Annotated in this window: 24 protein-coding genes; 15 read left to right on the plus strand and 9 right to left on the minus strand. The window is 72.4% G+C overall.

Features of this window, described 5'->3' with window-relative positions:
- Positions 1–180 precede the first annotated feature (180 nt).
- Positions 181–510 carry a hypothetical protein gene (locus ACRX5S_RS33505; RefSeq protein ID WP_436776961.1) on the minus strand — a complete coding sequence of 110 codons (330 nt, stop codon included), beginning with the start codon at positions 508–510 and terminating at the stop codon, positions 181–183.
- Positions 511–660: 150 nt separating this feature from the next.
- Between ACRX5S_RS33505 and ACRX5S_RS33510 the strand changes: the two genes are divergently transcribed.
- Positions 661–1,038 (plus strand): hypothetical protein, encoded by a 378-nt coding sequence (locus tag ACRX5S_RS33510; protein WP_436776962.1) that lies wholly within the window; start codon positions 661–663, stop codon positions 1,036–1,038.
- A gap of 194 nt (positions 1,039–1,232) precedes the next feature.
- Here ACRX5S_RS33510 and ACRX5S_RS33515 read toward each other — a convergent pair whose 3' ends face one another.
- Complete coding sequence (locus tag ACRX5S_RS33515; RefSeq protein ID WP_436776963.1) at positions 1,233–1,520, minus strand: putative quinol monooxygenase; 288 nt, start codon at positions 1,518–1,520, stop codon at positions 1,233–1,235.
- A 227-nt stretch (positions 1,521–1,747) separates the two neighbouring features.
- Here ACRX5S_RS33515 and ACRX5S_RS33520 point away from each other — a divergent pair, with 227 nt between their 5' ends.
- The gene (locus ACRX5S_RS33520) at positions 1,748–2,476 is read left to right on the plus strand and encodes an SH3 domain-containing protein (RefSeq protein ID WP_436776964.1); all 729 of its coding nucleotides are present in this window, start codon (positions 1,748–1,750) and stop codon (positions 2,474–2,476) included.
- A gap of 19 nt (positions 2,477–2,495) precedes the next feature.
- On the opposite strand, the gene ACRX5S_RS33525 is transcribed toward ACRX5S_RS33520, so the two are convergent.
- Complete coding sequence (locus tag ACRX5S_RS33525; RefSeq protein WP_436776965.1) at positions 2,496–3,308, minus strand: hypothetical protein; 813 nt, start codon at positions 3,306–3,308, stop codon at positions 2,496–2,498.
- Between the two features lie 711 nt (positions 3,309–4,019).
- Here ACRX5S_RS33525 and ACRX5S_RS33530 point away from each other — a divergent pair.
- Positions 4,020–5,441 carry a DUF2252 domain-containing protein gene (locus ACRX5S_RS33530; RefSeq protein WP_436776966.1) on the plus strand — a complete coding sequence of 474 codons (1,422 nt, stop codon included), beginning with the start codon at positions 4,020–4,022 and terminating at the stop codon, positions 5,439–5,441.
- Positions 5,442–5,565: 124 nt separating this feature from the next.
- On the opposite strand, the gene ACRX5S_RS33535 is transcribed toward ACRX5S_RS33530, so the two are convergent.
- Entirely contained in the window at positions 5,566–7,359 is a 1,794-nt protein-coding gene (locus ACRX5S_RS33535) for an N-acyl-D-amino-acid deacylase family protein (RefSeq protein ID WP_436776967.1), read from the minus strand.
- Positions 7,360–7,493: 134 nt separating this feature from the next.
- On the opposite strand from ACRX5S_RS33535, the gene ACRX5S_RS33540 reads away from it, so the two are divergent.
- From ACRX5S_RS33540 to ACRX5S_RS33570, 7 genes are all read left to right on the plus strand, one after another.
- Complete coding sequence (locus ACRX5S_RS33540) at positions 7,494–8,420, plus strand: IclR family transcriptional regulator (RefSeq protein WP_436776968.1); 927 nt, start codon at positions 7,494–7,496, stop codon at positions 8,418–8,420.
- Positions 8,421–8,670: 250 nt separating this feature from the next.
- Positions 8,671–9,243, plus strand: a complete 573-nt coding sequence (locus ACRX5S_RS33545; RefSeq protein ID WP_436776969.1) for a SigE family RNA polymerase sigma factor — start codon at positions 8,671–8,673, stop codon at positions 9,241–9,243.
- Positions 9,240–10,214, plus strand: coding sequence for a hypothetical protein (locus ACRX5S_RS33550; RefSeq protein WP_436776970.1), 975 nt, complete (start codon positions 9,240–9,242; stop codon positions 10,212–10,214). Before ACRX5S_RS33545 ends, ACRX5S_RS33550 begins: the two co-directional genes overlap by 4 nt.
- A gap of 200 nt (positions 10,215–10,414) precedes the next feature.
- Positions 10,415–11,401 carry a hypothetical protein gene (locus tag ACRX5S_RS33555; RefSeq protein WP_436776971.1) on the plus strand — a complete coding sequence of 329 codons (987 nt, stop codon included), beginning with the start codon at positions 10,415–10,417 and terminating at the stop codon, positions 11,399–11,401.
- Positions 11,398–12,918, plus strand: a complete 1,521-nt coding sequence (locus ACRX5S_RS33560; protein ID WP_436776972.1) for an HlyD family efflux transporter periplasmic adaptor subunit — start codon at positions 11,398–11,400, stop codon at positions 12,916–12,918. Before ACRX5S_RS33555 ends, ACRX5S_RS33560 begins: the two co-directional genes overlap by 4 nt.
- A gap of 62 nt (positions 12,919–12,980) precedes the next feature.
- Positions 12,981–13,685 carry an ABC transporter ATP-binding protein gene (locus tag ACRX5S_RS33565; RefSeq protein ID WP_436776973.1) on the plus strand — a complete coding sequence of 235 codons (705 nt, stop codon included), beginning with the start codon at positions 12,981–12,983 and terminating at the stop codon, positions 13,683–13,685.
- A complete protein-coding gene (locus ACRX5S_RS33570) occupies positions 13,682–15,073 on the plus strand; it encodes an ABC transporter permease (protein ID WP_436776974.1) in 1,392 nt (463 codons plus the stop codon). Before ACRX5S_RS33565 ends, ACRX5S_RS33570 begins: the two co-directional genes overlap by 4 nt.
- Before the next feature lie 82 nt (positions 15,074–15,155).
- On the opposite strand, the gene ACRX5S_RS33575 is transcribed toward ACRX5S_RS33570, so the two are convergent.
- The 3 genes from ACRX5S_RS33575 to ACRX5S_RS33585 form a co-directional block, all read right to left on the minus strand.
- Positions 15,156–15,557 (minus strand): PLD nuclease N-terminal domain-containing protein, encoded by a 402-nt coding sequence (locus tag ACRX5S_RS33575; protein WP_436776975.1) that lies wholly within the window; start codon positions 15,555–15,557, stop codon positions 15,156–15,158.
- Between the two features lie 72 nt (positions 15,558–15,629).
- Positions 15,630–17,312, minus strand: coding sequence for a mucoidy inhibitor MuiA family protein (locus ACRX5S_RS33580; protein WP_436776976.1), 1,683 nt, complete (start codon positions 17,310–17,312; stop codon positions 15,630–15,632).
- A 3-nt stretch (positions 17,313–17,315) separates the two neighbouring features.
- On the minus strand, positions 17,316–19,577 hold the full coding sequence (locus ACRX5S_RS33585) for a mucoidy inhibitor MuiA family protein (RefSeq protein ID WP_436776977.1): 2,262 nt from the start codon (positions 19,575–19,577) through the stop codon (positions 17,316–17,318).
- A gap of 214 nt (positions 19,578–19,791) precedes the next feature.
- On the opposite strand from ACRX5S_RS33585, the gene ACRX5S_RS33590 reads away from it, so the two are divergent.
- Together ACRX5S_RS33590 and mqnP are read left to right on the plus strand one after the other, a co-directional pair.
- Positions 19,792–21,243: a menaquinone biosynthesis decarboxylase gene (locus tag ACRX5S_RS33590; RefSeq protein WP_436776978.1), complete on the plus strand. Its 1,452-nt coding sequence runs from the start codon at positions 19,792–19,794 to the stop codon at positions 21,241–21,243.
- A gap of 52 nt (positions 21,244–21,295) precedes the next feature.
- On the plus strand, positions 21,296–22,198 hold the full coding sequence (gene mqnP / locus ACRX5S_RS33595) for a menaquinone biosynthesis prenyltransferase MqnP (protein WP_436776979.1): 903 nt from the start codon (positions 21,296–21,298) through the stop codon (positions 22,196–22,198).
- A 22-nt stretch (positions 22,199–22,220) separates the two neighbouring features.
- Here mqnP and ACRX5S_RS33600 read toward each other — a convergent pair whose 3' ends face one another.
- Positions 22,221–23,201: a hypothetical protein gene (locus ACRX5S_RS33600; protein ID WP_436776980.1), complete on the minus strand. Its 981-nt coding sequence runs from the start codon at positions 23,199–23,201 to the stop codon at positions 22,221–22,223.
- A 285-nt stretch (positions 23,202–23,486) separates the two neighbouring features.
- Between ACRX5S_RS33600 and ACRX5S_RS33605 the strand changes: the two genes are divergently transcribed.
- Entirely contained in the window at positions 23,487–24,233 is a 747-nt protein-coding gene (locus ACRX5S_RS33605) for a UbiX family flavin prenyltransferase (protein WP_436776981.1), read from the plus strand.
- A 109-nt stretch (positions 24,234–24,342) separates the two neighbouring features.
- Here ACRX5S_RS33605 and ACRX5S_RS33610 read toward each other — a convergent pair whose 3' ends face one another.
- Entirely contained in the window at positions 24,343–24,474 is a 132-nt protein-coding gene (locus tag ACRX5S_RS33610) for a hypothetical protein (RefSeq protein WP_436776982.1), read from the minus strand.
- A 147-nt stretch (positions 24,475–24,621) separates the two neighbouring features.
- Between ACRX5S_RS33610 and ACRX5S_RS33615 the strand changes: the two genes are divergently transcribed.
- Together ACRX5S_RS33615 and mqnE are read left to right on the plus strand one after the other, a co-directional pair.
- Positions 24,622–25,083: an Lrp/AsnC family transcriptional regulator gene (locus ACRX5S_RS33615; RefSeq protein WP_281469349.1), complete on the plus strand. Its 462-nt coding sequence runs from the start codon at positions 24,622–24,624 to the stop codon at positions 25,081–25,083.
- 41 nt (positions 25,084–25,124) lie between these two features.
- A complete protein-coding gene (gene mqnE, locus ACRX5S_RS33620) occupies positions 25,125–26,288 on the plus strand; it encodes an aminofutalosine synthase MqnE (RefSeq protein WP_436776983.1) in 1,164 nt (387 codons plus the stop codon).
- Positions 26,289–26,476: the final 188 nt, after the last annotated feature.

Genomic DNA, 26,476 nt, shown 5'->3' on the forward strand with positions numbered 1-26,476 from the left:
CGCGCCTACGACCGGCGGCTGAAGATGACCCCGACTTGCCCGTGATCGACCTGCTGAACTGCCTTTGAATCAAGAGTTGTTCAACGGCGGCACGCGGGTTGTGAAGTGTCGGGCTGACAAGACTGCCGCACTGGACTGGTCCGTGCGCACACCGCATGGGCCGGCCGCCCCGGAGGTACGTCAGTGCAGCGCCGCGGTGATGTGGCGGACGAGCTCGTGGTCAAGGAGGTTGCCTGGACTGCGCCAGAACGCTTCGTCCACTTCCTCGGTCTGGAGCCCGCCGACGTCACCGGTGGTGCGGAAGACGAACCTGAAGTCGATGTGCCAGTCGCCGGGTTCGCCCTTGGCGGGGTTGTGCGGGATCGGGTGGACGTCGATGTGTGCGGGAAGTTCACCCGCAGGGGTGGCGCTTGCAAGATCGATGCCGGTTGAAGCTGGGCAGCCAGATCGCGGCGATCGCGTCGCGGTCAGCCGAGTCGACCTCATGCATATCGGCACGAAGCCCGCCACGGGCAAGCATCGACCCCCACAGGTCGCACCTTGGATGGGCGCGATGGACGTCCTGTCCACCGCGCGGGACGTTCCTTCCTCCGAGGGCCAGTTCGCGGGACGGGCACGAACCTGGTGGACCGTGAATCGCAGCCGTGATCGGCTGGGTCCATGAGCTTGTCGGTGGATGTCTTCCTCGTCGGCGAGGACCACAAGGTGGTCCTGCTGGGCGTTCCGGCAGGCAGCTCCGACCTCGCGGGCTTTGAGCGCTGGCGTACCTCCGTATGGGGGTCCGAGGTTGTGCGCTCTCTGGGCGCGAGGTTCTTCCCGATCCTTGCCAGTGGTGACCTCACGGTGGCGCCGGACCAGGTGGCGGACTTTCTGGACGAGTGCTTCCTGGTCCGGAGCAATCTCGAACTTTTCGCTCCTGATGCCGACTTGGGGAGGTCGCATCGGGAGTACGTGTGGCAGATCGCGGAGCGGCTTCGGAACATCGAGGAGGCTGCTGAGCGGGCGCAGAGCGTCGGGGGTGGAGTCGTCATCTGGTAGATGCGCCCCAGCGCTGGAAACCGGGCTGCGCGATCGCGCCATAAGCCTCGTTGCTCGCCGGCCTCGGCGTCGGCTGGGACGTCCCCGTCCACGTCGACGACGCTCTCGTGGGGCTGTGCCGAGGACGTGCACCGCATCCGCGTGGCTTCGGGCCGGAGGACTACATGATCGTGAGGTGTCGAATGCCGGTTCTGTCAGGTTAGTTGGCGGGTGGTTGTCACTTCGTACTCGGTGACCGACGCGGCTCGGATTTTGGTGCGTTGGGTGGGGGTGGGGCCGGTGTCGCGGAAGGACTCGGCGGCTGACGGGGTCTCCCAGCGTTCGAAGATGATGATGCGTTCGGGGGCGGTCGGGTCCGGGCTGAGGGAGAAGTCGAGGCAGCCGGGGGCTGTGCGGGCCAGGGTCACTACCTCCGCGCACTCGGTCAGGTAGGCGTCCCGGTCTTGCGGGTCGACGGTGAGAGAGCCGGCGACGATGATCATTGGTCCGTCCTTTGTGGGAGCTGGCGTTGCAAGGTAGGACCGGCGTGGGCGGCCGAACTCATCGGTGTCGGGCCGGTTCGGGGGGTGGCGGTTGGGGCTGGTGGGCGGCGGGGCAACCGGGCGTTTCGCGTCCGAGGTGATGATGCCGGTATGCGCCCCGTTTGCGCCGTTGGAACAGGGGTGGGCGTGGGGGACTATGGAAGGGACTGGGTCTGGGGGAGGTGGCCGTGGACATCCTCGGGCGGGGGCGCCACCGGGGGCGTGGTGGTGATCCCGATCGACTGCGTGCCTGGCGGCGGCGTACGGCGACGCGAATACTCCGCGCGACCGGGTCGCGGACGGGGGCGGCGCTGACGTTCGTCGTCCTCGCGATCGTCGGCTGGATCGCCGCCGACGTGATGGTGGGTGAGGGGTCCAAGTCGCCCGCCCGTTCCGAACCTCCTTCCGCGAACGGGGCGTCCGCGCCACTACCGCCCCCGAACGAACCGGCTCTTGTTGCGGCAGCGGGTCCCTCGGCGGAGATCCAGACGACGCCGACTCCGGCCCCGCAGCCGACGGATCCTCCCAACTCGACGGATCCGCCGGCGAGTTCAACGGCGAATCCGGAGCCGGAGACGCAACCAGAGACGCAGCCGAGCACCGCCGCGCCGCCCCCGCCACCCGCGCCGCCGCCCGCGGAGCCGGTGGTGGCGAACGCCCGTATCGCGTACGCGAAGCAATACACCCTCATGGTCCGCAGCGCGCCGACCCAGCGCGCTGATCTGGTGGCCTCGCTGCCCAACAACACGCCCGTCACGCTGGTCTGCCACACCACCGGTCCGAGCGTCGTGTCGTTCACCGGACGCACCACGCAGACGTGGAACAAGGTCGTGATCCCGGACGGCCGCACCGGCTACGTGTCGGACGGCTGGGTGCTCACTACCGCCGATGTCACCCGGATCGTGCCGGCCTGCTGAGGCGGTACGGGGCCCCGGGTCAAGCCTCCCGCACGCCGACGATGTCCAGCAGCCGGTGCATCACCTCGACCGGCAGGCCGGGGTTTGCGGCGGCGTCTTCGGGGTGGTGGTCGAGCAGCGGACGCAGGTACGGCCAGGGAAGGCGCGGGTCGCGCCGCGCCCACCAGCGCAGTGTCGGGCTCGGGTCGGTGAGCAGTCCCGCGAGGACCGGGCCGGGGACGGCGGGGTCCTCGGCGGCGGCCAAACGGGTGAAGGCGTACTTGTGGTCGGCGAAGCGGGCGAGACCGATGTGCGAGACGAACCACGGGTGTTCGGCGATGCGTCGCCAGTCGCGGATGCCCGAGGTCGCGTACATCTCCTGCAAGACGGCCGTACGGCGGGCAGTGGCCGACCAGCGCGTCGGCTCCTCCGACACGAGCCGCCCCTTGCGCCACTTGAGGATCTTCTCGCCGCGCAGCCACTTCTCGGTGTCCGTGCGGGTCTCCTCGTCCATCGCGTACCGGAAGCGCACCTCCACGGCGCCGGTACGGTCGAGCGCGTCGTCGAGGTCCTCCGGCGGTACGGAGGTCAGCAGCGCCGCGCCGCGGGTGTCGCGGTCTGACCTCGTTGCGGCGAGGTCAAGCAAGTCCCTTATCGAGACCGCCTGTTCGGGGAACGAAGCGGCCACCGCCGGGTCGCAGGCGGCCAGCCGACGCCGCACCGCGCCGGGGGCGGTGGGATTGAGGGCGAGGCCGCGCAGCCACGCCCGGCCTTGCGGGATCCGATCAACCAGGGTGTCCGGGAGGGCAAGCGGGGAACCGACGGGAAACAGGTTGTCCGGGAGAAGGCGCATGGCCTCAATGGTGCGGATCGCCGCAGGTCAAAGCCGATGGTCTTGGACGTAGATACCGGGACCGCGGGCGGGCCAGAATGGACTTGGTTCACCCGGGAAGGCTGTGCGAGGTCGTACGGAGCCCCGAAGCGTGCCCCACACAGTCGGGCCGCGTCCAGCGGCCGTCGCGTCGTACTTCAGGCAAGCATTTCGTCCGGGCATCCGCAACCATCCCGCCGCCGTGTCCCCACCACCCCCCCCCGCGACGCGCGCGAGGCGGTCGAGCGGATCTGAGTGTTGTCGGGGCGAAGTGCTGTTCGCACCGCGGTGTGCGAGGTGGTGGGGCGGGGGCGGATTGTGCTGAGTGTGAGGTGCTCACCCCGCGGCCCGTAAGGGGCGAGCGGAGCTGAGGTTGCCGGGGGCGAGTGCTGTTTCGCGCTGCGGTGTGCGAGGTGGTGGGGCGGCGGGGGTGGGTTGTGCTGACTGTGAGGTGTTCGCGCCGCGGCCCGTAAGGGGCGAGCCGGGCTGAGCTTGTCGGGGGTGGGGGGCGCGCTGCGGTGTGCGCGGTGGTGGGGGTGGGTTGTGCTGAGCGTGAGGTGCTCACCCCGCGACGCGCTCCCGGCGGAGTCCCGACGTCCCCCGGCCCGCGCGTCTCGTCGGGCGGTCTCCGCCCCCTCGGGGGAGAGTGGAGGCAAGATCGCGACTCGGGGAGATGGACGGGAGGCGCCGCGCATGGATGCCGTCGCGGGTGGTGCCGGGCACGACCACACGAGACTGTCGCCCCGGGAGCGGGCCGATCGCGGACGGGCCGCACGGGCCCGCGCGCCGCGTTCGTCGCACGGGGACTTCGACCCGCCGACCGACCGCACCGACCCCATCGCGATCATCGAGCGGCAGTCCGCCGACCGGGTCGCGGACCTGGTGCCGATCCGCTACAGCCGGATGTCGGAGTCGCCGTTCCGCTTCTACCGCGGTGCCGCCGCCGTCATGGCCGAGGACCTGGCGAAGACCCCGGTCACAGGCCTGTACGCCCAGCTCTGCGGCGACGCGCACATGCTCAACTTCCGCCTCCTCGCCTCGCCCGAACGCCATCTCCTCTTCGACATCAACGACTTCGACGAGACGCTGCCCGGCCCCTGGGAGTGGGACGTCAAGCGCCTGGCCGCGAGCATGGTGACCGCAGCCCGCGAGAACGGCTTCACCGAAGCCGAGCGCGCGAGGATCGTCGGCGCGACGGTGCGTTCGTACCGCGAGCGGATGCGCGCCTTCGCCGGCATGGGCAATCTCGACGTCTGGTACGCCAAGGCCGACGCCGACCAGCTCAACGCCATGATGGCGGGCCGCCTGCCCGGGCGCGGCCGCAAGCTCGTCGACCGCACGCTCTCCAAGGCCCGCACCCGCACCAACCTCCAGGCGTTCGAGACGATGACCGAGGTGGTCGACGGCGAGCGGCGCATCGCCGCGTCCCCGCCCCTGGTCATCCGGGTGGACGACCTGCTCCCGGGCGTCGAGCGCGACCGCCTCGTGCGGACGATCCGCGAGCTCATCTCCAGCTACGCCGAGAGCTTGCAGACCGACCGGCAGTACCTGCTCAGGCAGTTCGCCGTCGCGGACATGGCCCGCAAAGTGGTGGGCGTCGGCAGCGTCGGCACTCGCTGCTGGATCGTCCTCATGCTCGGCCGGGACGGCGAGGACCCGCTGTTCCTCCAGGCCAAGGAGGCCGGCGAATCGGTGCTCGCCCCGCACGCCGGGGCCAACCGCTACGCGAGCGAGGGGCAGCGCGTGGTCGCCGGGCAGCGGCTCATGCAGGCGGCCAGCGACATCTTCCTCGGCTGGGACCGGGTCCACGCTCCCGACGGTGTGGAACGCGACTTCTACGTACGCCAGTTGCGCGACTGGAAGGGCATCGTCGACCCGACGGAGATGGTGCCGCGCGGCATGGCGCTGTTCGGCGAGCTGTGCGGCGCGACCCTCGCGCGCGCCCACGCCCGCTCGGGCGACCGCATCGCCATCGCCGCCTACCTGGGCAAGGGTGACGTGTTCGACCGCGCGCTCGTCCGGTTCGCGGAGAGTTACGCGGACCAGAACGAGCGCGACCACCGGGCACTGCTGGACGCGGTACGCGACGGGCGGCTGACGGCCGCGTCCGAGTAACGGCGACCGAATATCCGCGTCCGGATGATCCCGCCCCGCGGACCCCGTCGTACCGACGAAGGCCGCCGCCCCACCCCGCAGGCGGCGGCCCCCGCCGTCACTCACATCCCGACCGGAGCCCCGCTCAGCGCGCTCCGCGGATCAGCCGCCCCGGGCGCGCCCCCGTGTCCTCGCCGTTCCGCCGGGTGACCTGTCCGGCGACGATTGTCGCGGTGTAGCCGGTGGCGGCCTGGAGCATGCGCCCGCCGCCGGCCGGGAGGTCGTGGACCATGCGCGGCCGGTGCAGCGTCAGGTTGTCCAGGTCGATGACGTTGAGGTCGGCGCGCTTGCCCGGCTCGATGACGCCCCGGTCGCCGAGCCCGTACAGCGCCGCGGTGTCGGCGGTCTGCTTCTTGATGACGAATTCGAGCGGCAGCTTCTCGCCCCGGTCGCGGTCCCGCGCCCAGTGGGTGAGGAGGTACGTCGGCTGTGACGCGTCGCAGATCATCGCGCAGTGCGCGCCGCCGTCCGCGAGACCGAAGACGCTGGCCGGGTGGGTGAGCATCTCGCGGATCGCCTCGTGGTCGCCGCCCGCGTAGTTGAACAGCGGGACGGTCAGCATGGCCCGCCCCTCGTCTTCGAGCATCAGGTCGTACATGACGGCCAGGACGTCCTCGCCGCGCGCCTCAGCGATCGCGGTGACCGTGCGGTCGGGGGTGGGCTCGTAGTCGGGCACCGCCGCCATCGGGTACATCATGCCGACGAGGCGTTGCAGGGCCAGGTTGACCTGGTCGCCCGGGATGGTCGGGTCGGACGGCAGGTCGTCCTCGGCCAGGATCGCCGCCCGGGTGGCCGGCTCGGCGAGGGCCGCGGCGAACTCCGCAAGGGTCAGTTCGCCGGCGGCGCGGCGCGCGTCCAGGGCCTGGAAGGTCGGGCGCTTGCTGAACGCGTTGCGCGTGGTGAACCCGGTGAGCATGCCGAACGGGCGGCCGGCGACCTGCGGGTAGAGGGGGATGCCGGCCTCGATGGCCTTCATCGACTCGCTCATCAGGTCCCGCCAAAGCTCCGGCGCGGCCATCACCTGGAGCAGCGCGAAGGACACCGGCATGCCGATCTCCTCGGCAAGCCGCTTCATCCACGCGACCTCGGCGTGCGGCGCCACGATGTCCTCGCCGGACGACCCGGTCGGGGCCAGCTCGAAGACGGCCCGGCCGCCCTCGGCCATCGCGCGGCCCAGGCCGAACAGCTCCTCCTCCGAGGCGAACGTGCCGGGCACCGGCTCGCCGCCCATCGCGCGGTGCGCGACGGTGCGCGACGTCGAGAACCCGAGTGCGCCCGCCCGCACGGCCTCCGTGACGATCGCGGCCATCGCGGCGATGTCCTCGGCGGTGGCGGGCTCGTTGCGCGCGCCGCGGTCGCCCATCGCGTACGCCCGGACCGCGCCGTGCGCGACCTGCACGCCGATGTCAGCGGCGAAGCGGCGCTGTTCGAGGACGTCGAGGTACTCGGGGAAGGTCTCCCAGCCCCACGTCATGCCCTCGATGAGCGCGGTGCCGGGGATGTCCTCGACGCCTTCCATGAGGCCGATCAGCCAGTCCTCGCTGCCCGGCCGCACCGGCGCGAAGCCCACGCCGCAGTTGCCGGAGACCACGGTGGTGACGCCGTGCGAGGTGGACGGGTCGAGGACTTCGTCCCAGGTGGCCTGGCCGTCGAAGTGGGTGTGGATGTCCACGAAGCCCGGGGTGACGATCTGCCCGGCCGCGTCGATCACCTCGGCCGCGTCGCCGCCGAGCGCCGGTTCGCCGCCGTCGCGGCGGTGCACGGCCACGATCAGGCCGTCCTTGACGCCGATGTCGCCGCGGAACCGGTCCGCGCCGGTGCCGTCGACGATGACGGCGTCGACGATCTTGAGGTCGTAGGTGTCGTGCCTGTCAGCCATGCGGAAGCCCCTTCCCGCGCCCGGGATCTGAGCACGCGTCAGAACCGTGCTCGCTGCGGGGACCGTACGTCTGCGCACATTGCGAGTCAATATTCGCACTATGCAAAAAGATCACGGAGGAGTACGGTCGCACCGTGGCACGCCCCTCCCCGCAGACCGAACGCCTCGTCTCCCTGGTCGACGCCATCGCGGCCCGCCCCGACGAGGGCCTGACGCTGTCCGAGATCGCCCGGCACCTCGCGGTGGCCCCCGCGACCTGCCACCCGATGCTGGTCAGCCTGGCCGAGCTGGGCTGGCTGGTCCGCCACCCGGTACGCCGCACGTACCGCCTCGGCCCGGCCCTCATCGCCGTCGGCAGGGCCGCCGCCCGCGGTCTCGGCGTGGTCGACCTGGCCCGCCCCGGCATGCGCAGCCTGCGCGACGAGCTGGGCCTCACCTGCATCGCGCTGACCCCGGGCGAGTTCCACGTCACCGTCGCCGAGGTCGAGCGCGGCCCTTCGGAGCACGGCCCGCACGTCCGCGTCGGCGACCAGATCCCGATCGCCCCACCCCTCGGCGTCGGGTACGTGAGCTGGGCCGACGAGCAGACGCTGCGCCGCTGGCTGGACGGCGTCACCACCGACCCGGACAAGCGCGACCGCCACGAACTGGCGGTCAAGGCGGCCCGTGAGCGCGGCTACGCGGTCGAGCTGGTCACCCGCGTCGAGACGGAACTCGGTCAGGCCCTCGCCCGCCTCGACGAACACCTGGGCGACCGCTTCGCGGCCGGCGGCGGGCCCGCCGAGGCGCGCGATCCGTCGGCCGCCCGGTTGCGCACCCTGCTGGAGGAGATCGCCGCCGAGTTGGGCGACCCCGACCAGGACCCGATCCACGAGATCGACCCCGACCGCGATTACCGAGTGGGCCGCATCGGCGCGGGCGTCCTGGAGCCGTCCGGCGAAGTGGCGCTCGTGATCGCGCTGCACGGGTTCGGCGCGCGCACGGACGGCCGCCGCGTCGCCGACATCGGCCGCAGGCTCGCCGCGGTCGCGCGCGAGGTGTCCGCACAACTGGTGCCGTGACCGGAAAGGTTCACCGGCTCTCTGCGCCCGGCACCCCGCCTCGCGGCGTTGCGGTCCCTTGCGAGTACGACCGAGTACGACCGAGTACGAGCTTCGGGCCCGCGCCTTGCGTTGCACGGCACCGGACACCGGGAACCGGCAAACCTTCCCGGCCACAGCACTGGCGGCTGACACGCGAGTCCACCATGTGACGTGGTTCACACCATCCTCGCTGACAACCGGACACCGGACCCGGGCCGTACTACTCAACGTGCGGCACTGGAGACGAACACGGCAGGCCGAGCTCGACGCGGACTTCCGCGACTGGGCGCTGGCCCGGCAGGCGCATCTGCGCCGGTCGGCCTACCTGCTGTGCCGTGACTGGCACCTCGCCGAGGACCTGACACAGACCACCCTCGCCAAGATGTACGCCGCCTGGCACCGCGTGCACGACGGCGACACGCGCGACGCGTACGCCCGGCGCGTGCTGTACCGCACGTTCGTCGACGAGACCCGCCGCGGCTACCGCCGCGAATACCCCGGCGACGACATCCCCGAGACCCCCGCGCCGGGCGTCGACAGCGAGCTGCGCATGACGCTCCTGGACGCGGTGGCCCTGCTGCCGCCGCGCAGCCGGGCGGTCATCGTGCTGCGCTTCTGGGAGGACCTGAGCGTCGAGGAGACCGCGGCGGCGCTCGGCTGCACGACCGGCACCGTCAAGAGCCAGACCTCGCGCGGCCTGGCCTCGCTGCGGCGGCGCCTGACCCTGGACGACGGCACCGGGTTCGCCGCCCTTCTGGGCGTGGGCGGCGCCGCCCGCACACGAACGGAGGGAAGCCGGTGAACCGCCCCCAGCGCCCCGACCCGGAGCGATTCGATCCGGAGCGACCCGAGCACCCGTACGCCGACGAGGACCTCCGGCCGGTGCTGGCCCGGGCCGTGGCCGACCTGCGGTTCGCCGAGCCCGGCATGCCGGACCTGCTCGGTCCGGCGATGGCCGAGGGCACGCGTCTGCGGCGCAGGCGGCGCACGAACATCCTCGTCGCCCTGTCGGCGTCCGCCGCGCTGGTCCTCGGCGGGGTGGTCGGCGGCGTCGCGTACCTCGGCGGGGACACCGACGCGGGTCCGGCGAGCGCGCCGGGCCGCACCGTCGGCACCGCGTCCGGGGGTTCGCTCACCCCGGTCGAGGCACTCGCCGCGGCGCTGGAGCGCCACCTGAGGCCGCACGGCGTGGTAATCGACCCGAAGCCCTGGACCGTGCGTCCCGAGTCAGCCGGCCCGTTGACGAAAATCGTCAGCATCACCCTGCGCGACCGGGACGGACGCGCGGGCGCGCTCGTCATGTCCGGCGGCCTGATGAGCGGCGCGATGCCGAACGCCACCGAGGTCGACAACTCCTGCGCCGCCCTACTCCAGGGCGACACGGACGCCGGATTCGACGACAAGGACAAGCCCGCGTGCAAGAAGCGGCCCCTCGCCGAGGACGGTTCGCAGATCTGGTCCTACTACCTGCGGCCCATCGAGGAGGCCGGCAAGTCCGGGCGCGCCGGCGCGGTGCGGCTGGGCCCGGACGACGAGGTGTTCCGCGCGATGATGTGGGAGCCGCCGACCGGAGCGTCCGAGTCCGAGACCCTCGTCCTGGACGAGGCCGTGATGGCAGCCGTCGTCGCGGACCCGGCCGTCGCGCGGGCCATGGAACGCGTGCCGATGCCGTCGCAGGGGGCTCCGGTCACCCCGCCGCCGGCATGGTCCGTGGACGACGTGGCGACGTCCGAGCCGCCGACCGCCGGGACCACCGGGCCGAGTTCGACCTGATCCGAACGCCGACCGTACGGCCCGCGCGCCCGGAACACACAGCCGGGCCGCGCAAGCGGAGCCGCCCGGACAACCCGTAGCCACAGCCCGCACGCAGAACCAGCACGCACCGCCCGCCCGCACCGCCCGCCCGCACGCGCAGCCCGGCCGCCCCCGCAGCCACCGGGCGCGATACCCCCATGCCATCGACAGCAAGGTTGATGATGATTCGTCGTGTTCGTCCCCTCACTCGACTCGCCCTCGCGGTACTCGCCGGAGCCGCCCTGGCCACCGGCTGCGCGTCGGACTCCGGCAAGTCGTCCGACTCCGGTGCGTCCCAAGGGGGTTCGCAGCAGAACCCCGGGGGCGCCGGCGGCGGTACGTCCGACCGGCCGCAGGGCGGCGACGCCCCGCTCGCCCCGCCCGCGGGGGCCTCGGAGTCGGAGAAGCAGCAGTACGAGTTCGCCAACGCCGTGGCCGCGTGCATGAAAAAGGCCGGGTTCACGTACGTCGCCTACATCGCCCCGGCCGGTGCCCCGCAGTTCCAGGACGGCTTCGAGCGCAACTACGACGCCGCACGCGCGTTCCGCGTGAAGTACGGCTTCGGCGCCTTCGCCCCCGCCGCCTATCCGGGCGACCCCGCCGTGAACGTGCCCACCACGTCCGACGATCCCAACACCGCCGCGTTCGAGGCCCTGCCCGCCGACCGCAAACCGGCGTACAACATCGCCCTGTTCGGCAACGCCGAGCGCGCGAAGATGGCCGGCGGGCAGCTCGGCGGATGCTCGGGCGAGGCGCAGAAGAAGGTCTACGGCACACAGGACGAGATCAAGGCGAGGGACGAGGCCGCGTCCGAACAGGCCCGCATCGCCCGGCAGAACCTCAACGGCGACGCCGAACTCGTGCGCCTGGCCCAGGCGTACGCGACCTGCCTGCGCAGCAAGGGCTACCCGGTCACCTCGACCTCGGTCACCGAGGTGCGCAACGCGCTGCGCATGGAGTGGTTCGGCAAGGCCGCGGCCATGACGCCGCAGCCGCCCGAAGGCCGCCCAGGCCCCAGCCGGCCCCTGATGGACCCGGCGGTCGCACGCACGCAGCTCACCCAGGAGATCAAGGCGGCGACCGCCGACATCGACTGCGGCAAGGACTTCCGCGCGGCGTACTTCCCCAAGCTGGACAAGGCGCCCGGTGCCGAGGGGCTTGGATGAACCGCGCGAGGCGCGCACTTGCGGCCGTGCTCGGCGTCGTCGCGCTGGCGGGCGCCGGGGGCTGGTACGCGGGGCAGCAGGTGCAGTCCCCGGCTGAGGCGGCCGCGGCGCGCAAGCCGCCGCCGGCCTCGCTCATCACCGTGCCGGTCGAGTCCCGGATCCTGACGAACGGCGTTGTGGCGCACGGGACGGTCGAGTTCGAGTCGCCGGTGCCGGTCGGGTTGTCGGGGGCGGTCGCAGCGCCGAGCGGCGCGGGGTCCGCGGAGTCGGGCGGCGGCGTGCAGAAGGTGACGCGCGCCCCGGCGGTCGGCGCGTCCGTCGAGGAAGGCTCGGTGTTCATGGAGGTGTCCGGGCGGCCGGTGTTCGTGCTGCGCGGCGTCGTCCCGATGTACCGCACGCTGGGCCCCGGCACGAAGGGCGCCGACGTCAGGCAGCTCAACGAGGCCCTGAAGCGCATCGGCTTCGACCCCGGGACCACCGCGGACGCCTTCACCTCCGGAACCGCCGCCGCCCTCAAGCGCTGGTACCGCGCCCGCGGCTACGAGGCTAAGGAGCCGGGCACCGCCGAGCGGCAGCAACTCGCGGCCCTGGAAATGGCCGTGCAGACCGCGAACGAGGCGCTGGCCACCGCGAAGGCGGAACTCCAGGCCGCCAAGTCCCCTGGCGGCGGACCGTCTTCGGGCACCCCGGGCGCACCTGAGCCGTCGGCGTCCGGAAAGCCCGGCGGCGCCGCGCCCGCGCCGCCGCCGGACGTCAAGTCGTTGCAGGGCCGGGTGACCAACGCCGACAAGGCGCTCGGCTACGCCCGGCAGAACCTCGCCGACTTCCAGGCCACGTACGGGGTTTCGCTCCCGGCGGGCGAACTCGTCTTCCTTTCCGCGTTGCCGGTCCGCGTCGACCAGGTCGCGGTCCGGCCCGGCGACACCCCGTCGGGGCAGGTGGCCAAGGTGACCGGGACGGGCGTACGCGTCCAGACGACCGTGCCCGGAGTCGACGCCCAACTCCTGCGCCCCGGAATGCCGGTGCGCCTCGAACTCGACTCCGGCGAATCACTTCCGGGCAAGGTGGACGCGGTGGGCAAGGACGCCGAACCCGCCCCGGAGGGTGAGCAGGGCGCCGGGGCACCCGGCGGGACCGGCGCCCCGGACGACGACGGCAAGGGGGAGGGCGGTTCTGCGAACTCCGGTGGAACTGCTGGTACTTCGGTTCCTTCCGGCATGCCCTCCGCCGTCCGCATCGTCCCCGACGACACCGCCGCGCTCATGGCCCGCGCCGGACAGTCGGTCAAGGTCACCGTCGAGGTCGGCTCGACCGGCACACCCGTGCTCGCGGTGCCCGTGGCCGCGGTGTTCACCGGCGCGGACGGCCAGGCCCGCGTCAAGGTCGAACGCGCGGACGGGGCCGTGACCCCGGTCTCCGTGACCCTCGGCCTCGCCGCCACCGGCTTCGTCGCGGTGACGGCGTCGGACGGCCTGCCGCTGGCAGAGGGCGACCGGGTCGTGGTGGGGGAGCGATGACGCCGCCGATCCCCGAGCCGCCGAATCGGGCCGGCCCCGACCCTCTCGTCGAATTCACCAGCGTGGCAAGGACATTCGACGCCGACCCGCCCGTCCACGCGCTCGCGGACGTCGACTTGCGCATCCATCGCGGCGAACACGTCGCCGTCACCGGCCCGTCCGGCTCCGGCAAGTCGACGCTGCTGGGCCTGCTCGGGCTGCTCGACCGACCGACGTCCGGCGGGTACCGCTTCGACGGCGTCGAGACGACGCGGCTCGCGGAGCGCGACCGGGCGGCGCTGCGGGCCGGTTCGTTCGGCTTCGTGTTCCAGGCGTTCCACCTGCTGCCGTACCGCACGATCGAGGAGAACGTGATGCTCGCCGAGGTGTACCGGCCCAAGGGCGGCCCGGCCCCGCCTCGGGGGACCCGGCGGGCGCGAGCCGAGGCGGCGTTGGAACGCGTCGGCCTCGGCCACCGCGCGGGATTCCGGCCCGACCGGCTCTCCGGCGGCGAACGCCAGCGCGTCGCGATCGCCCGGGCGCTGCTCGGCGACCCGGCGCTGCTGCTCTGCGACGAGCCGACCGGCAACCTGGACGGCGAGAACACCGCGGTCGTCCTCGATCTGCTGGACGAACTGCACGGCCAGGGACTGACGTTGCTCGTCATCACGCACGACGAGGCGGTGGCCGCCCGGGCAGCCCGCCGCGTCCGCATCGCGGACGGGCGGGTCGTGACCGCCGGGACCCCGCCGACGGCCGCGAGCGGACGCGCCGGGGCGTGCGTATGACCCGCGCGTCCGGCGCCGCTCGTGACGGCGGCCGAGAGCCCGCCGACAGCGGCGAGCTGTCGCGCCTGGGCCGGCACACGACCCGCGTGTCCGGCGCCGACTCGTCCTGCGAGAAGCACGGCACGTCTACCGAGCGACCGCGGCGGCACCCGGGACGCCGCCCGCGCCGCGGCGGCACCCGGATCGGCCGCGCCGACCTGCTCGACGAATCGCTCGCCGCCGTCCTCGCCCGCCCCTGGCGGGCCGCCCTCACCACGCTCGGAACCGTGCTCGGCATCGCGACCCTCGTCGTCACCATCGGCATAGCGGCGACCGCCGGGAACCGCATCGTCGGACGCTTCGACCAGCTCACCGCGACGGCCGTGACGGTCGTCGCGGCCTCCACCGGGGCGCCGCAGGCCCCGGGCGAGGGCCCGCTGATCGGCTGGGACGCCCCCGAACGCCTCGCCCGCCTCAACGGCACGGTCGCCGCCGCGGCCCTCGCCGAGGCCACGCCCGGCACCGCGCCCCCGGTGCGCGCCAACGACATCAAGGACCCCTCGACCGTCTCGGCCCGGACCCTCGGCGTCGTGGCGGCCACCGTCGACCTCCCGGCCGCCGCGCACGGCCGCGTCGTCACCGGACGGTTCTTCGACGCGGGCAACGTCGCCCGGCGAGACCGCGTCGCGGTGCTCGGCGAGGAGGCGGCGCGCATGCTCGGCATCGTGCGGCTGGAGGACGCCCCGGCGGTGTTCCTCGGTGACGAGGCGTTCACGGTGATCGGCATCGTCGGCGACTTCCGCCGCGAGCAGGCGCTCGCCGCGGCCGTCATCGTGCCGCCGACCACGGCCGCCGACCGGCTCGGGCTGACCGCCGCGGGCCGCGTCGTCGTGGACACCGAGCTGGGGGCCGCGGGGCTGATCGCCGCGCAGGCGCCGACCGCACTCAATCCGGGCCGTACCGCCGAGATGCGCGTCATCGCGCCGCCCGACCTCCAGCGCGCGCGGGGGGCGGTCGAGGACGACGTCAACGGCATGTTCCTGGTGCTGGGCCTGCTGTGCCTGGTGGTGGGGGCGGTCGGCATCGCCAACGTGACGCTCGTGGGCGTGATGCAGCGCATCGGCGAGATCGGGCTGCGCCGCGCGCTGGGCGCCTCGCGGCGGCACATCGCGCAGCAGTTCCTGGTGGAGTCGGCCGTGCTGGGCCTCATCGGCGGGGCGATCGGTGCCGCCGTCGGCGTGGTGACCGTCGTGGGGGTCTGCGTGGCCAGGGACTGGACGCCCGTCCTCGACCTGACCCTGGTCTTCGCGGCACCGGGCGCCGGCGTGCTGGTCGGACTGCTGGCCGGGGCCTACCCGGCGTGGCGCGCGGCCCGGCTGGAGCCCTTGGAGGCGTTGCGCGCGACGTGACGGGGCGGGTTGCGCAGATTCGGTACGAACCGGTCGGGAAGCCGGTCGGGCGGTGCGGGTGACGGGTCCTGCGGGAGGGCGTTCAGTCCTTCGCGCGCCCGTCGCCCTTCCGTCCGTCCCCCTTGCCCCCGTCGCCTTCGGGATCGGGACCCTCGTCGTGCAGCTCCGTCTCGTGCTGCTTCAGGTCCTCCTCCCAGCGCTTCAGCATGTCCTCGTGTTCCTTGTTGCTCTTGCCGAGCGAGGCCAGGAACTCGGGGTCGTCGTCGGGGGCCACGAACCGGGCGCGGCGCTCGGCCGCGCGCTCACGGCGCGGACGGCCGGCGACGAACCAGCCGATCGCCCCGGCGAGCGGCACCAGCAGCACGATGAAGACCCACGCGAGCTTCGGCAGGTTGCGCACCTTCGACTCATCGGTGGTCAGGCAGTCGATGAACGCGTACACGAGCACCGCGAAGGACAACAGGAAGGGTGCAACCCGCAACATGGAAAACGACTCCCTGGGGTTATGTGATGAGCACCCCCAGCGTAATGCGTCCCCCGCGAGGCCGGACGGAGCTCAAATGCCCAGGACCTTCCCGGACGCCGACAGCTCGTACACCAACGTGATCTCACGCCGCTCACCCGGCGCAAGCGTCACGTCGTAGCGCACGATCCCCTCCGCGTCGACGCCCGCGGGCGCGGGATCGCACGCCTCCGGCTTCAGCGCCACCTCGACCGCGGAGACCTCCGAGACCGGGATGCGCTCGCGCAGCACGACCTCGACCGGGTCGCCCGTGCCGGCCAGGTGCGAGACGAACACGCGTACGGTGCGTGTGGTCGTGCTACGGCCCGTCACCGCCTTGGTCGACTTCTGCTCCGACACGTGCCGCACGACGCGGAAGGTGTCCTCGCTGCCGAACGGCAGGCGTACCTCCTCACCCTGTCCGGAGAACTTGAGCCGCCCGCGTCCCATGAAGCCGCCGGCCCGCACCAGGTCGACGGGACCGGCGAGGAGCACGTGGCCGGCCTCGTTGGCGACGTACGCGACCCGCGTCACCAGCGGGGACAGCTCCGGCGCCGCGGCCTGCTCGGTGCGCGCGGGGGCGGTGAACGACGTCAGGTGCACCCGGTGCGGGCGTCCGTCGGACGGCACGGTGGCCGGGGTCGGCGCCGCGAGGACGCGTACCTCGCCCCCGTCGTCCACCCCCGGCAACTCGGCCGCCGTCGCCGCCACCGCGCCCACGGTGGCGATGTCCTCCTCGCGCAGGTCGACCTCGACGGTGCGCTTCTCCTCGGCGCTCTTGTCGCGCAGCCGCAGTTCGTCGTCGACCAGCGACGGCGGCCGGGCGGCGAGCGTCGGACGGGCGGTCGACAGGGACAGCCGTACGCCGGACCAGTCCTCGCCGGTGCGCTGCCAGACCACCGCGTCCGAGTCGAGCGTCAGCGACGCCCCGTCGTCGGCCAGCGTCGCCCGATAGGCGGGACGCCACAACGCGCACGGCACCAGGTGCACGATGCGCAACTCGACCGGGCCCGCGCGCTCGGCCTCGATGACCACCTCCACGACGGCCGACAGTTCGGCCGGGTCCTCCTCGCTCGCGGACAACGCCGCGCGGGCCTCGGCGAGGCGCTGCGCGGCGCGCTCGTGGGCGCGGGCGACGTCGAAGATCTCCTCGTGGCGCTGCTCCTCGGCCGCGTCCACGGCCTCCAGGCGCCCTGCCCAGTCGACGGTGTCGAACCGCACCCCCGAGGAGTCCGGCTCCACGCCCGCGAACTCGGCCAGCGCGCGGTGCAGTTCCTCGCGGGCCTGGCGTACGACGGCGACCGACGACTCCAGTCGGCGGCTCTGCCGGGCCAGGTCGCGGGTCTCCTCCTCCAGGTCGAAGACGAGCGCGCGCATCTTGGACGCGTCCTCGGCCGGTCGCGGGGGCGGCACCACCGCGGCCCGCACGACGCGGGCGTCGACAACGGTCACGCCGAGATCGCCGATACCGGACACGTCGATCGCCTCGGCGCGCAGCGAGCGGTCCACGGCCAGCGCGGTGACCGGGCCGATGCGCAGACGCTGCACCCCGGCCGCGACCTCGACCACGCCGGAACGCTCGACCTGGGCGCGGTCCTCCAGGCAGGTCACGGCGGTGATGGGCAGCGGGTGCGGTGCGGTGTCCGGTGCCGTGCCCGGGGAGGTGTCCGGGGCGCCGGGCGCCTCGGTGCGATCGCCTTCCGCCGGACCGTCCTGACGGGCTGTCAACTCACTCACGGCTCATGCCCTCCGGTTCCCGCCGACGACGGACTTGCCGCCGGGGATGCGGATTTCGTAGCGGCCCACCAGCGTGCGCGTGGAGTTCGCGAGCAACCGCAGGCGCCACACGCGGGCGCCGCGCACCAGGCGCCCGTCGCGCAACTCGGTGTCGCGCTCCCACTGCGGATCGGCGGCGTGCTCCTCGATCTTGACGTCCTTGTCGTCGCTGACCGGGACGCGCTCCAGCACCTCGACGGTGATCTCGCGGGCCAGGTGGTTCGCGACGTCGATCTCGATGCGGTGGTCCAGCACGCTCGTCTGGTTGCGCAGCCCGGCCGTCGACTCGCGCATGTGCGTGCGCCGGGCGACCTGCACGCTCTCCACGACCCCCACGCCGACGCGCTGCCGTTCGCCGGGGGCGAGGGTCGGCAGCGGGACGGTCATCAGGAACTCGCCGCCCACGCTGACGTCGGCGGGTCCGGCGAGCAGCGCGTGCGCGGAGGCGTTGGTGACGTGGACGGTGCCGTACACCGCCTCGTCGACGGACGGCACGGTGACGAACTCCGGTTCCAGGCCCACCGCCACGGTGCAGACCGGCACGGTGTGCCAACCGCCGTCCGACTCCACGTCGGCCGCCGCGGCGACGTCGAAGCGGTAGTCGTACGACCCGGCCGACTCGCGCACCCGCGCCGCGTGGGTGGGCAGCGCCAGGGAGGCGACCGTCTCGGCACGCCGCCGGTACTCCTCGGCGACGGGGTCGTACGAGCCGCCCGGCCGCAGCCGCCCGCGCGATGCCTCGTCGTCGGCGCCGGTGAGTTCGAGCCCCGCGTAGTCGAGGAGGTCGGCACCGGGCAGGCCGGGCCCGGCGGCGTCCGGTGCGTCGGCGGCCAGGCGCGCGTAGCCGTCGTCCTCGTCGAAGTGCGCGCCGCCGCCCCCGTAAGGCGCGCCCGCGAAGGACGGCTGGGCGGGCGGTGGCGCCGCGAGCGCCTCCGCGTGCGGAGGTCCGCCGGGCGCGGCACCGCGCGACCTGCGCATGCGCGGCGCGGACGGCGGTGGCGGCGCGGGCGCGGCGGGCGCCGAACCAGGGGCGATCGGGGATGGGGGCATCACCATCGGCGGGGGCATCGGGGCCGCCTGCCCGTAGCCGCCGCGGGCCTGTTCCTGGTCCATCCACGCCATCTGGTCGGCCCGCAGCTCGGCCGTGTCGTAACCGCCGGCCGCGGCGGACGCCATGCCGCCGGTCAGGGTCGCGCCCGCGCTCACGGGCACCGGGGCGTAGCGCGTGTGCGCCGCCTCCCGCTCGCGCCGTTTCACCACCCCCGCGTCGTACCCGGCGAACAACTCGTCGAGCCCGGAAGGGGGTTCGCGCCAGCCCGAGGGCGCGGGGGCGGCCTGGCGGCGGCCGATGCGGAGCGAGCGCAGCTCGGGGAGGTCGGTGCGGCGGTCGAGGTCGGCGGTGGACAGGGCGAGGCGCACCCCCGTCCAGTCCTCGCCCGTGCGCTGCGCGACCGCCGCGCGCATCACGAGGGTGCCGCCGGTCATCGCGGTGTCCAGGCGCAGTTGGTACTGCGGCACCCAGCGGGCGCCCGGCACCTGGTACTCCAGGTCGACGACGACCTCGGCAGGACCGTCGGTCGCGTCACCCGCGAGGTCGAGGGTGAGGACGGCCGATCCGGTGGTACGGGCCTCCTCGACGCGCAGCGAACCGGACGCCTCGTCCAGCCGGTGCCGCGCGACGTGGGCGTCGTGCTCGGCCTGGCGGCACTCCTCGTCCAGCGTGCGCATGCGGGTCTGGAGCGTGTCGAGCCGCTCGGTCACGAAGTCGGCCAGCGCGAGCACCGATTCGACCGCCGCCGGGCGGGGGTACGGTTCCTCCTTGCGCTGCCGGGCCTGCGTGGCGCGCAGTCCCGCGGTGGCGTCGATCTCGGCGGCCAGCCGGGTGCGCCGGGCAGTGAGGCGTCGTACGTGCTCCTCGGCGGCGTCGAGGGCGCGGCGCAGCTCGGGGACGTCGCGCGGCGCCACCACGACCGCCTCGATGCGCGGCCGGACGTCCGCGACCCGCAGCCCGTCGGGGCCCGCGGCGACGGACCCGCGCAGCGACTGCGGGTACGCGCTCAGCGGCACGTCGCCGACGTGGATCCGGAACTCCCCGCGGTGCCCTTCCGGGAGCGTGAACCGGGCGCGCCGCGTGCAGATCGCGCCCTGCGCGTACACGACGACCGACGCGAGCGCGGAACCGAGTGCGGCCTGTGCGGGTGCTTGGGACTCGACCGCGACAGCCATGTACGTCCTCCCCGAGGTCTGGCGGTGGCATCCAACGTAGAGGAGTCCCCCCGCCCCCATACGGTTCCGCCGCAAGTGCCCCGGACAACCCGTGTCGTCGGCCCGCCCGGCCTGAGCTCGTGTCGCGTTCCGGCCCTCTGCCCCACCCTCCCGACAACCATCCGGCCCCATGCCCGTGCGGTCGGTGTGGCGGGCGTGGCAGATACTGGTGCGCATGGCATACGGGACCTTGCGTGCTTTTCTCAAAGCCCTCGAAAAGGAGGGTGATCTCCGGCGCATCCGGGTCGAGGTGGACCCGTACCTGGAGATCGGCGAGATCACCGACCGGGTGAACAAGTCCGGCGGTCCGGCGCTGCTGTTCGAGAACGTGCGCGGCAGCTCGATGCCGTTGGCGATGAACGTCTTCGGCACCGACCGCCGGATGCTCAAGGCGCTCGGCCTCTCCTCGTACCAGGAGATCGGCGACAAGATCGGCGGACTGCTCAAGCCCGAGCTGCCGCAAGGTTTCTCCGGCCTGCGCGAGGCGTTCGGCAAGCTCGGCTCAGTGGCGCACATCCCGCCCAAGAAGGTGTCGGACGCGCCGTGCCAGGAGATCGTGCTCAAGGGCGACAAGGTCGACCTCGACACCATCCCGGCGCTGCACACCTGGCCGCAGGACGGCGGGGCGTTCTTCAACCTCGGGCTGACACACACCAAGGACCCGGAGACCGGCGTACGCAATCTGGGCCTGTACCGGCTCCAACGGCACGACAAGCGCACGATCGGCATGCACTGGCAGATCCACAAGGACTCGCGCAACCACTACCAGGTCGCCGCGCGGCGCGGTGAGCGCCTGCCGGTGGCGATCGCCTTCGGGTGCCCGCCCGCCGTGACGTACGCATCGACCGCGCCGCTGCCCGGCGACATCGACGAGTACCTGTTCGCCGGGTTCGTGCAGGGCAAGCGGGTGGAGATGGTCGACTGCCAGACCGTCCCGCTGCACGTCCCGGCCGAGGCCGAAGTGGTGCTGGAAGGCTGGCTGGAACCCGGCGTCATGCGCGACGAGGGCCCGTTCGGCGACCACACCGGTTTCTACACGCCGATGGAGCCGTTCCCCGCGCTGACCATCGACTGCGTCACCATGCGCGCGAAGCCGGTGCTCCAGTCGATCGTGGTCGGCCGCCCGCCCACCGAGGACGGGCCGCTGGGCAAGGCCACCGAGCGGTTCTTCCTGCCGCTGCTCAAGATCATCGTGCCGGACATCGTGGACTACGACCTGCCCGAGGCCGGCGGCTTCCACAACTGCGCGATCGTCTCGATCGACAAGAAGTACCCCAAGCACGCGCAGAAGGTGATGCACGCCATCTGGGGCGCGCACATGATGTCGCTGACGAAGCTGATCGTGGTCGTCGACGCGGATTGCGACGTCCACGACTACCAGGAGGTCGCGTGGCGCGCCTTCGGCAACGTCGATTACTCCCGCGACCTGTCGGTGGTCGAGGGGCCGGTGGACCACCTTGACCACTCGTCGTACCAGCAGTTCTGGGGCGGCAAGGCCGGCATCGACGCGACGCGCAAGCTGCCCGAGGAGGGCTACACGCGCAACGGCGGTTGGCCGGAGATGGTGGCGTCCGACCCGGCGACGGCCGCCCGGGTGACGCAGCGTTGGAAGCAGTACGGGCTGTGATCGGAGTGTCCATGGTTTCGACAGGCAAGCCGGCACGCACAGGGACGGTGCGATGAGTTCGGCCGCCGTCCCGGTCGGCGGGGATTCGGCGATAAGGGCGTTCCTGCGCCTGGTGATGATCGAGCACTCGGTCTTCGCCCTGCCGTTCGCGTACATCGCGGCGCTCACCGCGATGTACGAGGTGAACGGGCACCTGCATTACTGGGAACTGCTGCTGGTGACGATCGCGATGGTCGGCCTGCGGACGTTCGCCATGGCGTGCAACCGCATCATCGACCGCGAGATCGACGCGCGGAACCCGCGCACCGCGACGCGCGAGCTGGTGACCGGCAAGGTCTCGGTGCGCACGGCGTGGACCGGCGCCCTGGTGGCGCTGTTCTTCTATCTGGTCGCGGCGGCGCTGCTGAACCCGCTGTGCTTCGCGCTCGCGCCGCTCGCGGTCGTGCCGATGGTGGTCTACCCGTACGGCAAGCGCTTCACGAACGTGCCGCACGCCATCCTCGGCTTCGCCCAGGCCATCGGGCCGATCGGGGCGTGGATCGCGGTGACCGGCGAGTGGTCGTGGGACGCGGTCGTGCTCGGCCTCGCGGTCGGCACCTGGATCGGCGGCTTCGACCTGATCTTCGGCTGCCAGGACGTCGCCGCCGACCGCGCGCACGGCGTGAAGAGCGTCCCGGCGCGCTGGGGCATCGCCAACGCGCTGTACGCGTCGCGCGTCACGCACGTGGTCACGACGATCCTGTTCGTCTGGTTCGGCGCGATGACCGGTGCCGGGTTCTTCTGGTGGCTCGGCCTGCTGATCGTGGCGGCGGCGTTCGTCTACGAGCACTCCCTGGTCAAGCCGGACGACCTCTCCAAGCTCAACCGGGCTTTCTTCACGACGAACGGGTTCATCGGTATCGCGCTGTTCGTGTGCGCGCTGCTGGACCTGGTGGTGCGCGGGCTGCGGCCCTGACGCCGTACCGTCCGCGGCGGCGTCAGGCGATGACGCCGCCGCCGCGGTCGTCGTCCTCGTCGGCGCCGAAGTCGTCCGGGTCGCCGAAGTCGTCGGGGCCACCGAAGTCGTCCGGATCGCCGAAGTCGTCGGGGTCTTCGAGGTCGCCCATGCCCCCGAAGAAGTCCTCCATGATCTTTTCCATGTCGACGGTCTTCGCGGCGTCCGGCGCGCGGACGGTCCTGTCCTGGCCGATCGTCTTGTAGTCCGTGTCGACGGAGGCGTCCACCTTGCCGTCGTTGTCGTCGTCCGAGGTCATGCGGACGGGCAGCGGCGTGCCGTGCGTCGGCACGTACAGCGTCAGGACGGACGTGAGGCCGTCGGTTCGGCTGGTGCAGACGAGCGGGATCACCTCGATCCCGTCGATGCGCAGGACGTCGCCGAGCCGGTAGTCGACGTCCTCTCCCGGCGGGGCGAAGCCCTCGTCGTACGGAGACTCGCCCGCGGAGTCGTCGCCGTTGGTGAACGGGCCGCCGCCCAGCACGCCGTCGAGGGACTGGAGGCCGGTGCCGCGCGTGACGGCCTCGTCCTTCAGGTACTTGCCCTCCATGAGCTTGCCGAACTCCAGGAAGGATTCGCCGGGCTGCTCCAGCTCTGCGTCGTAGCCGGGGGCCTTGGCGATCATGTCGAAGAGGACCTGGTACGTCCCCTCGTCCAGGCGCGTGTATTCGGTTTCGCCGACGACCAGCGTGTGGATCTCGCGGCCCCCGAGGGTCAGGTGCGACTCGATGTCGCCGTTCTCGGTGACCGACGTGTCGCCGCGCACCGGCACCCCGTAGAAGTGCCCGCGGAAGTCGGTGCGCACCGACCGCGCGTCGTGGTCGGCGTCGGAGACGCGCTGCATCAACTGCTCGGCGGTGATGCCGGTGTTCGGCTCGCCGGTGTTGCCGACGGGGGAGTCCGCGGCCTGTTTGGCCCGATTGGCCCATTCCTGGTCGAGTCCGCCGCACGCGGTGGCGAACATGGCGAGCGGTATCAGTGCTGCGGCGGAACGGCGGCGCGCGGGCAAGTGGGTCCTCCGAGGTGCCGGGGGCGGGCGGCCGGTTCGCGGGAGGTACGCGGCCTCCCCCGACGGCCCCGTCCGGGACCAGTCCAGCGGGCCGGGTGGTTTCCGGTCAACAGTCGTACGGCAGTCGTTCGGCGTCTTCCGGCTGTGCGTGCCGCCGCGCGCGGTGTTTCCGGCGGCGTGCGCGGGTGCCCGGCCCAGGGGCGGCGGGCGCGCCGATGGGCGGGTTGGGAGAATGACGCCATGCATGCACAGCGCCGACCGTGGATCGTCGGGGTTTCCGGCGCCTCGGGCACCCCGTACGCGGCGGCCGTGATCCGCGGGCTGCTCGACGCGGGCGAGGACGTCGACCTGGTGGTGAGCCGGGCCGCGCGGCTGACGATTCTGGACGAGACGGGCATCACGTTCCGGGACGCGCACTGGCGCGCGGACCTGGCCGCGTGGCTCCGGCTGGGCGCGGGCGAGGTGCCCGGTGCGGCGGGCGAAGACCCGGCCGACGAGGCCCGGCTGGACCGGGTGGAGTACTGGGCGGCGGGGGATCTCGCGGCGGGGCCGTCGAGCGGGTCGTACCCGGCCAAGGGCATGGCCGTGGTGCCGGCGAGCACGGCGGCGGTGGCGGGCATCGCGCTGGGCCTGTCGAAGGACCTGTTGCAGCGGACGGCCGACGTCACGCTGAAGGAGCGCAGGCCGCTCGTGGTGGTGCCGCGCGAGACGCCGTTCACCGGGACGACGCTGCGGCACCTGGTGCGCCTCGACGACGCGGGCGCGGTGGTGCTGCCGGCCAGCCCGGCCTTCTACGCGGGGGCGTCGGACGTCCGGCAGTTGGTGGACTTCGTGGCCGGGAAGGTGCTGGACGTGCTGGGCGTGCCGCACACGCTCTTCCGGCGCTGGGAGGGCGAGTTGGGGGCGGCGCGGCGTGCGGCGGAGGCGCGTCCGGCGACCCGGGGAGGGGCGGGTCCGGTGGGGCCGGAAGGGCCCGTACCGCCGTGAGCACGCCGCCGCACCGGACGCGTCCGCAACCGGCAAAGGCCCCCGCGAAAGCGGGAGCCTGTGTCGGTGTGCCCGGTGCCGCGTGCCCCAGGGGACCGGGGCGGCCGGATCAGCGGCCCGCGGCGCGGGCGACGAACTTCTTGACGCGGGTCAGCGTCGGCCGGGGGCCGACCGGGCGGGACCGCTCGGCCATTTCGTGCAGCTCCTGGATGTGCGCTCGCGCCATCTCAAGGGTGTACATCGGTTTCACTCCCCTAAGTCGGCCGGTCGGGCCGAGTGTGGTTTCCGCATCAGAGGTTCGGCAGGTCATGCACGCTCTGATGCCTTAGATTCTAAGGGGCAGATGGAAATCTGTCCAATGAAATGCAGGACGAGCGAGGAGAATGACATGGATGCGGTGGACCGCAAGCTCATCCAGGCGCTGCGAGTCAACGGCCGTGCCTCCTACGCGGAGCTGGGCCGCCTGGTCGGCCTGTCCGGTCCGAGCGTGACCGACCGCATCAACCGCCTCGAACAGGCCGGGGTCATCACCGGCTATCGGGCCACCGTCGATCCCGTCACGCTCGGGCTCGGGGTCACCGCGCTGATCGGCCTCCAACTCTCCGACGCCGCGGACCACGAGGACGTCAGCCGCCGGCTGCGCGACGTCGAGGAGATCGAGGACTGCTGGTTCATCTCCGGCGACGACTCGTTCATGCTCAAGGTCCGGGTGCCGGACGTCGCCGGGCTGGAGCAGGTGATCCGCCGGCTGTCCGGTACGCGTGGGGTCGCACGCACCCGTACCACCGTCGTGTTGTCCACGAAGTGGGAGTACCGCGCCGCCGATCTGCCCGGCGAGCCGGAGGCGTAGGCTCGTCGGCACGGTTTGTCCAGGACAAGGAGCGGTGAGCGATGGACTCCGGTCTGCGCAAGGAGATCGAGGACAAGGTCCTCTCCGGTGAACGCCTCAGCCGCGAGGACGGCATCGCGCTCTACGCGAGCGACGACCTCGCGTGGCTCGGCGGCCTGGCGCACCACGTCCGGACGAAGAAGAACGGCGACGTCGTCCACTTCAACGTCAACCGGCACCTGAACATGACGAACGTGTGCCAGGCGTCGTGCGCGTACTGCTCGTTCCAGCGCAAGCCGGGCGAGAAGGACGCGTACACGATGCGCATCGAGGACGCCGTGCGGCTCGCCAAGGAGATGGAGCCGGACGGCATCACCGAGCTGCACATCGTCAACGGCCTGCATCCGACGCTGCCGTGGCGCTACTACCCCCGGTCGTTGCGCGAGCTGAAGAAGGTGCTGCCGGACGTCTCGCTCAAGGCGTTCACCGCCACCGAGATCCAGCACTTCGAGACCATCTCCGGCATGTCCGCCTCCGAGATCCTGGACGAACTCATCGACGCGGGCCTCGAATCGCTCACCGGTGGCGGTGCGGAGATCTTCGACTGGGAGGTCCGGCAGCACATCGTCGACCACGCCACCCACTGGGAGGACTGGTCGCGCATCCACCGGCTCGCCCACGAGAAGGGCCTGAAGACCCCGTCGACGATGCTCTACGGCCACATCGAGGAGCCGCGGCACCGCGTCGACCACGTGCTGCGGCTGCGCGAACTCCAGGACGAGACGGGCGGGTTCCAGGTCTTCATCCCGCTGCGCTACCAGCACGACTTCCACGACAGCCGGGACGGCATCGTCCGCAACCGCCTCCAGGCGCGCACCACGATGGCCACCGGCGCGGAGGCGCTGAAGGTGTTCGCGGTCTCGCGGCTCCTCTTCGACAACGTGCCGCACGTGAAGTGCTTCTGGGTCATGCACGGCCTCTCGACCGCGCAGCTCGCGCTCAACCACGGCGCCGACGACCTGGACGGCTCGGTGGTGGAGTACAAGATCACCCACGACGCGGACGGCTTCGGCACGCCGAACAAGATGACGCGCGACGACCTGCTCGAACTCATCCGGGACGCGGGGTTCCGCCCGGTCGAGCGCAACACGCGGTACGAGATCGTGCGCGAGTACGACGGGCCGGAGGCGGGGCGCCGCGACGTACCGCAGCCCATGCGCTTCTGACGCCCGGTTTCCGTTTCGGCTCTTTGCCCGCAACCCTTGCGCACCTCGTCCGCACCCGTGCGCACCTCGTCCGCACGGCCCGGCACCGGGGGGGGGGGGGGNGCCCATGCGCTTCTGACGCCCGGTTTCCGTTTCGGCTCTTTGCCCGCAACCCTTGCGCACCTCGTCCGCACCCGTGCGCACCTCGT

The organism is Yinghuangia sp. YIM S09857, assembly GCF_051388915.1.
In the GTDB taxonomy this organism is placed as follows: Bacteria; Actinomycetota; Actinomycetes; order Streptomycetales; family Streptomycetaceae; genus Yinghuangia.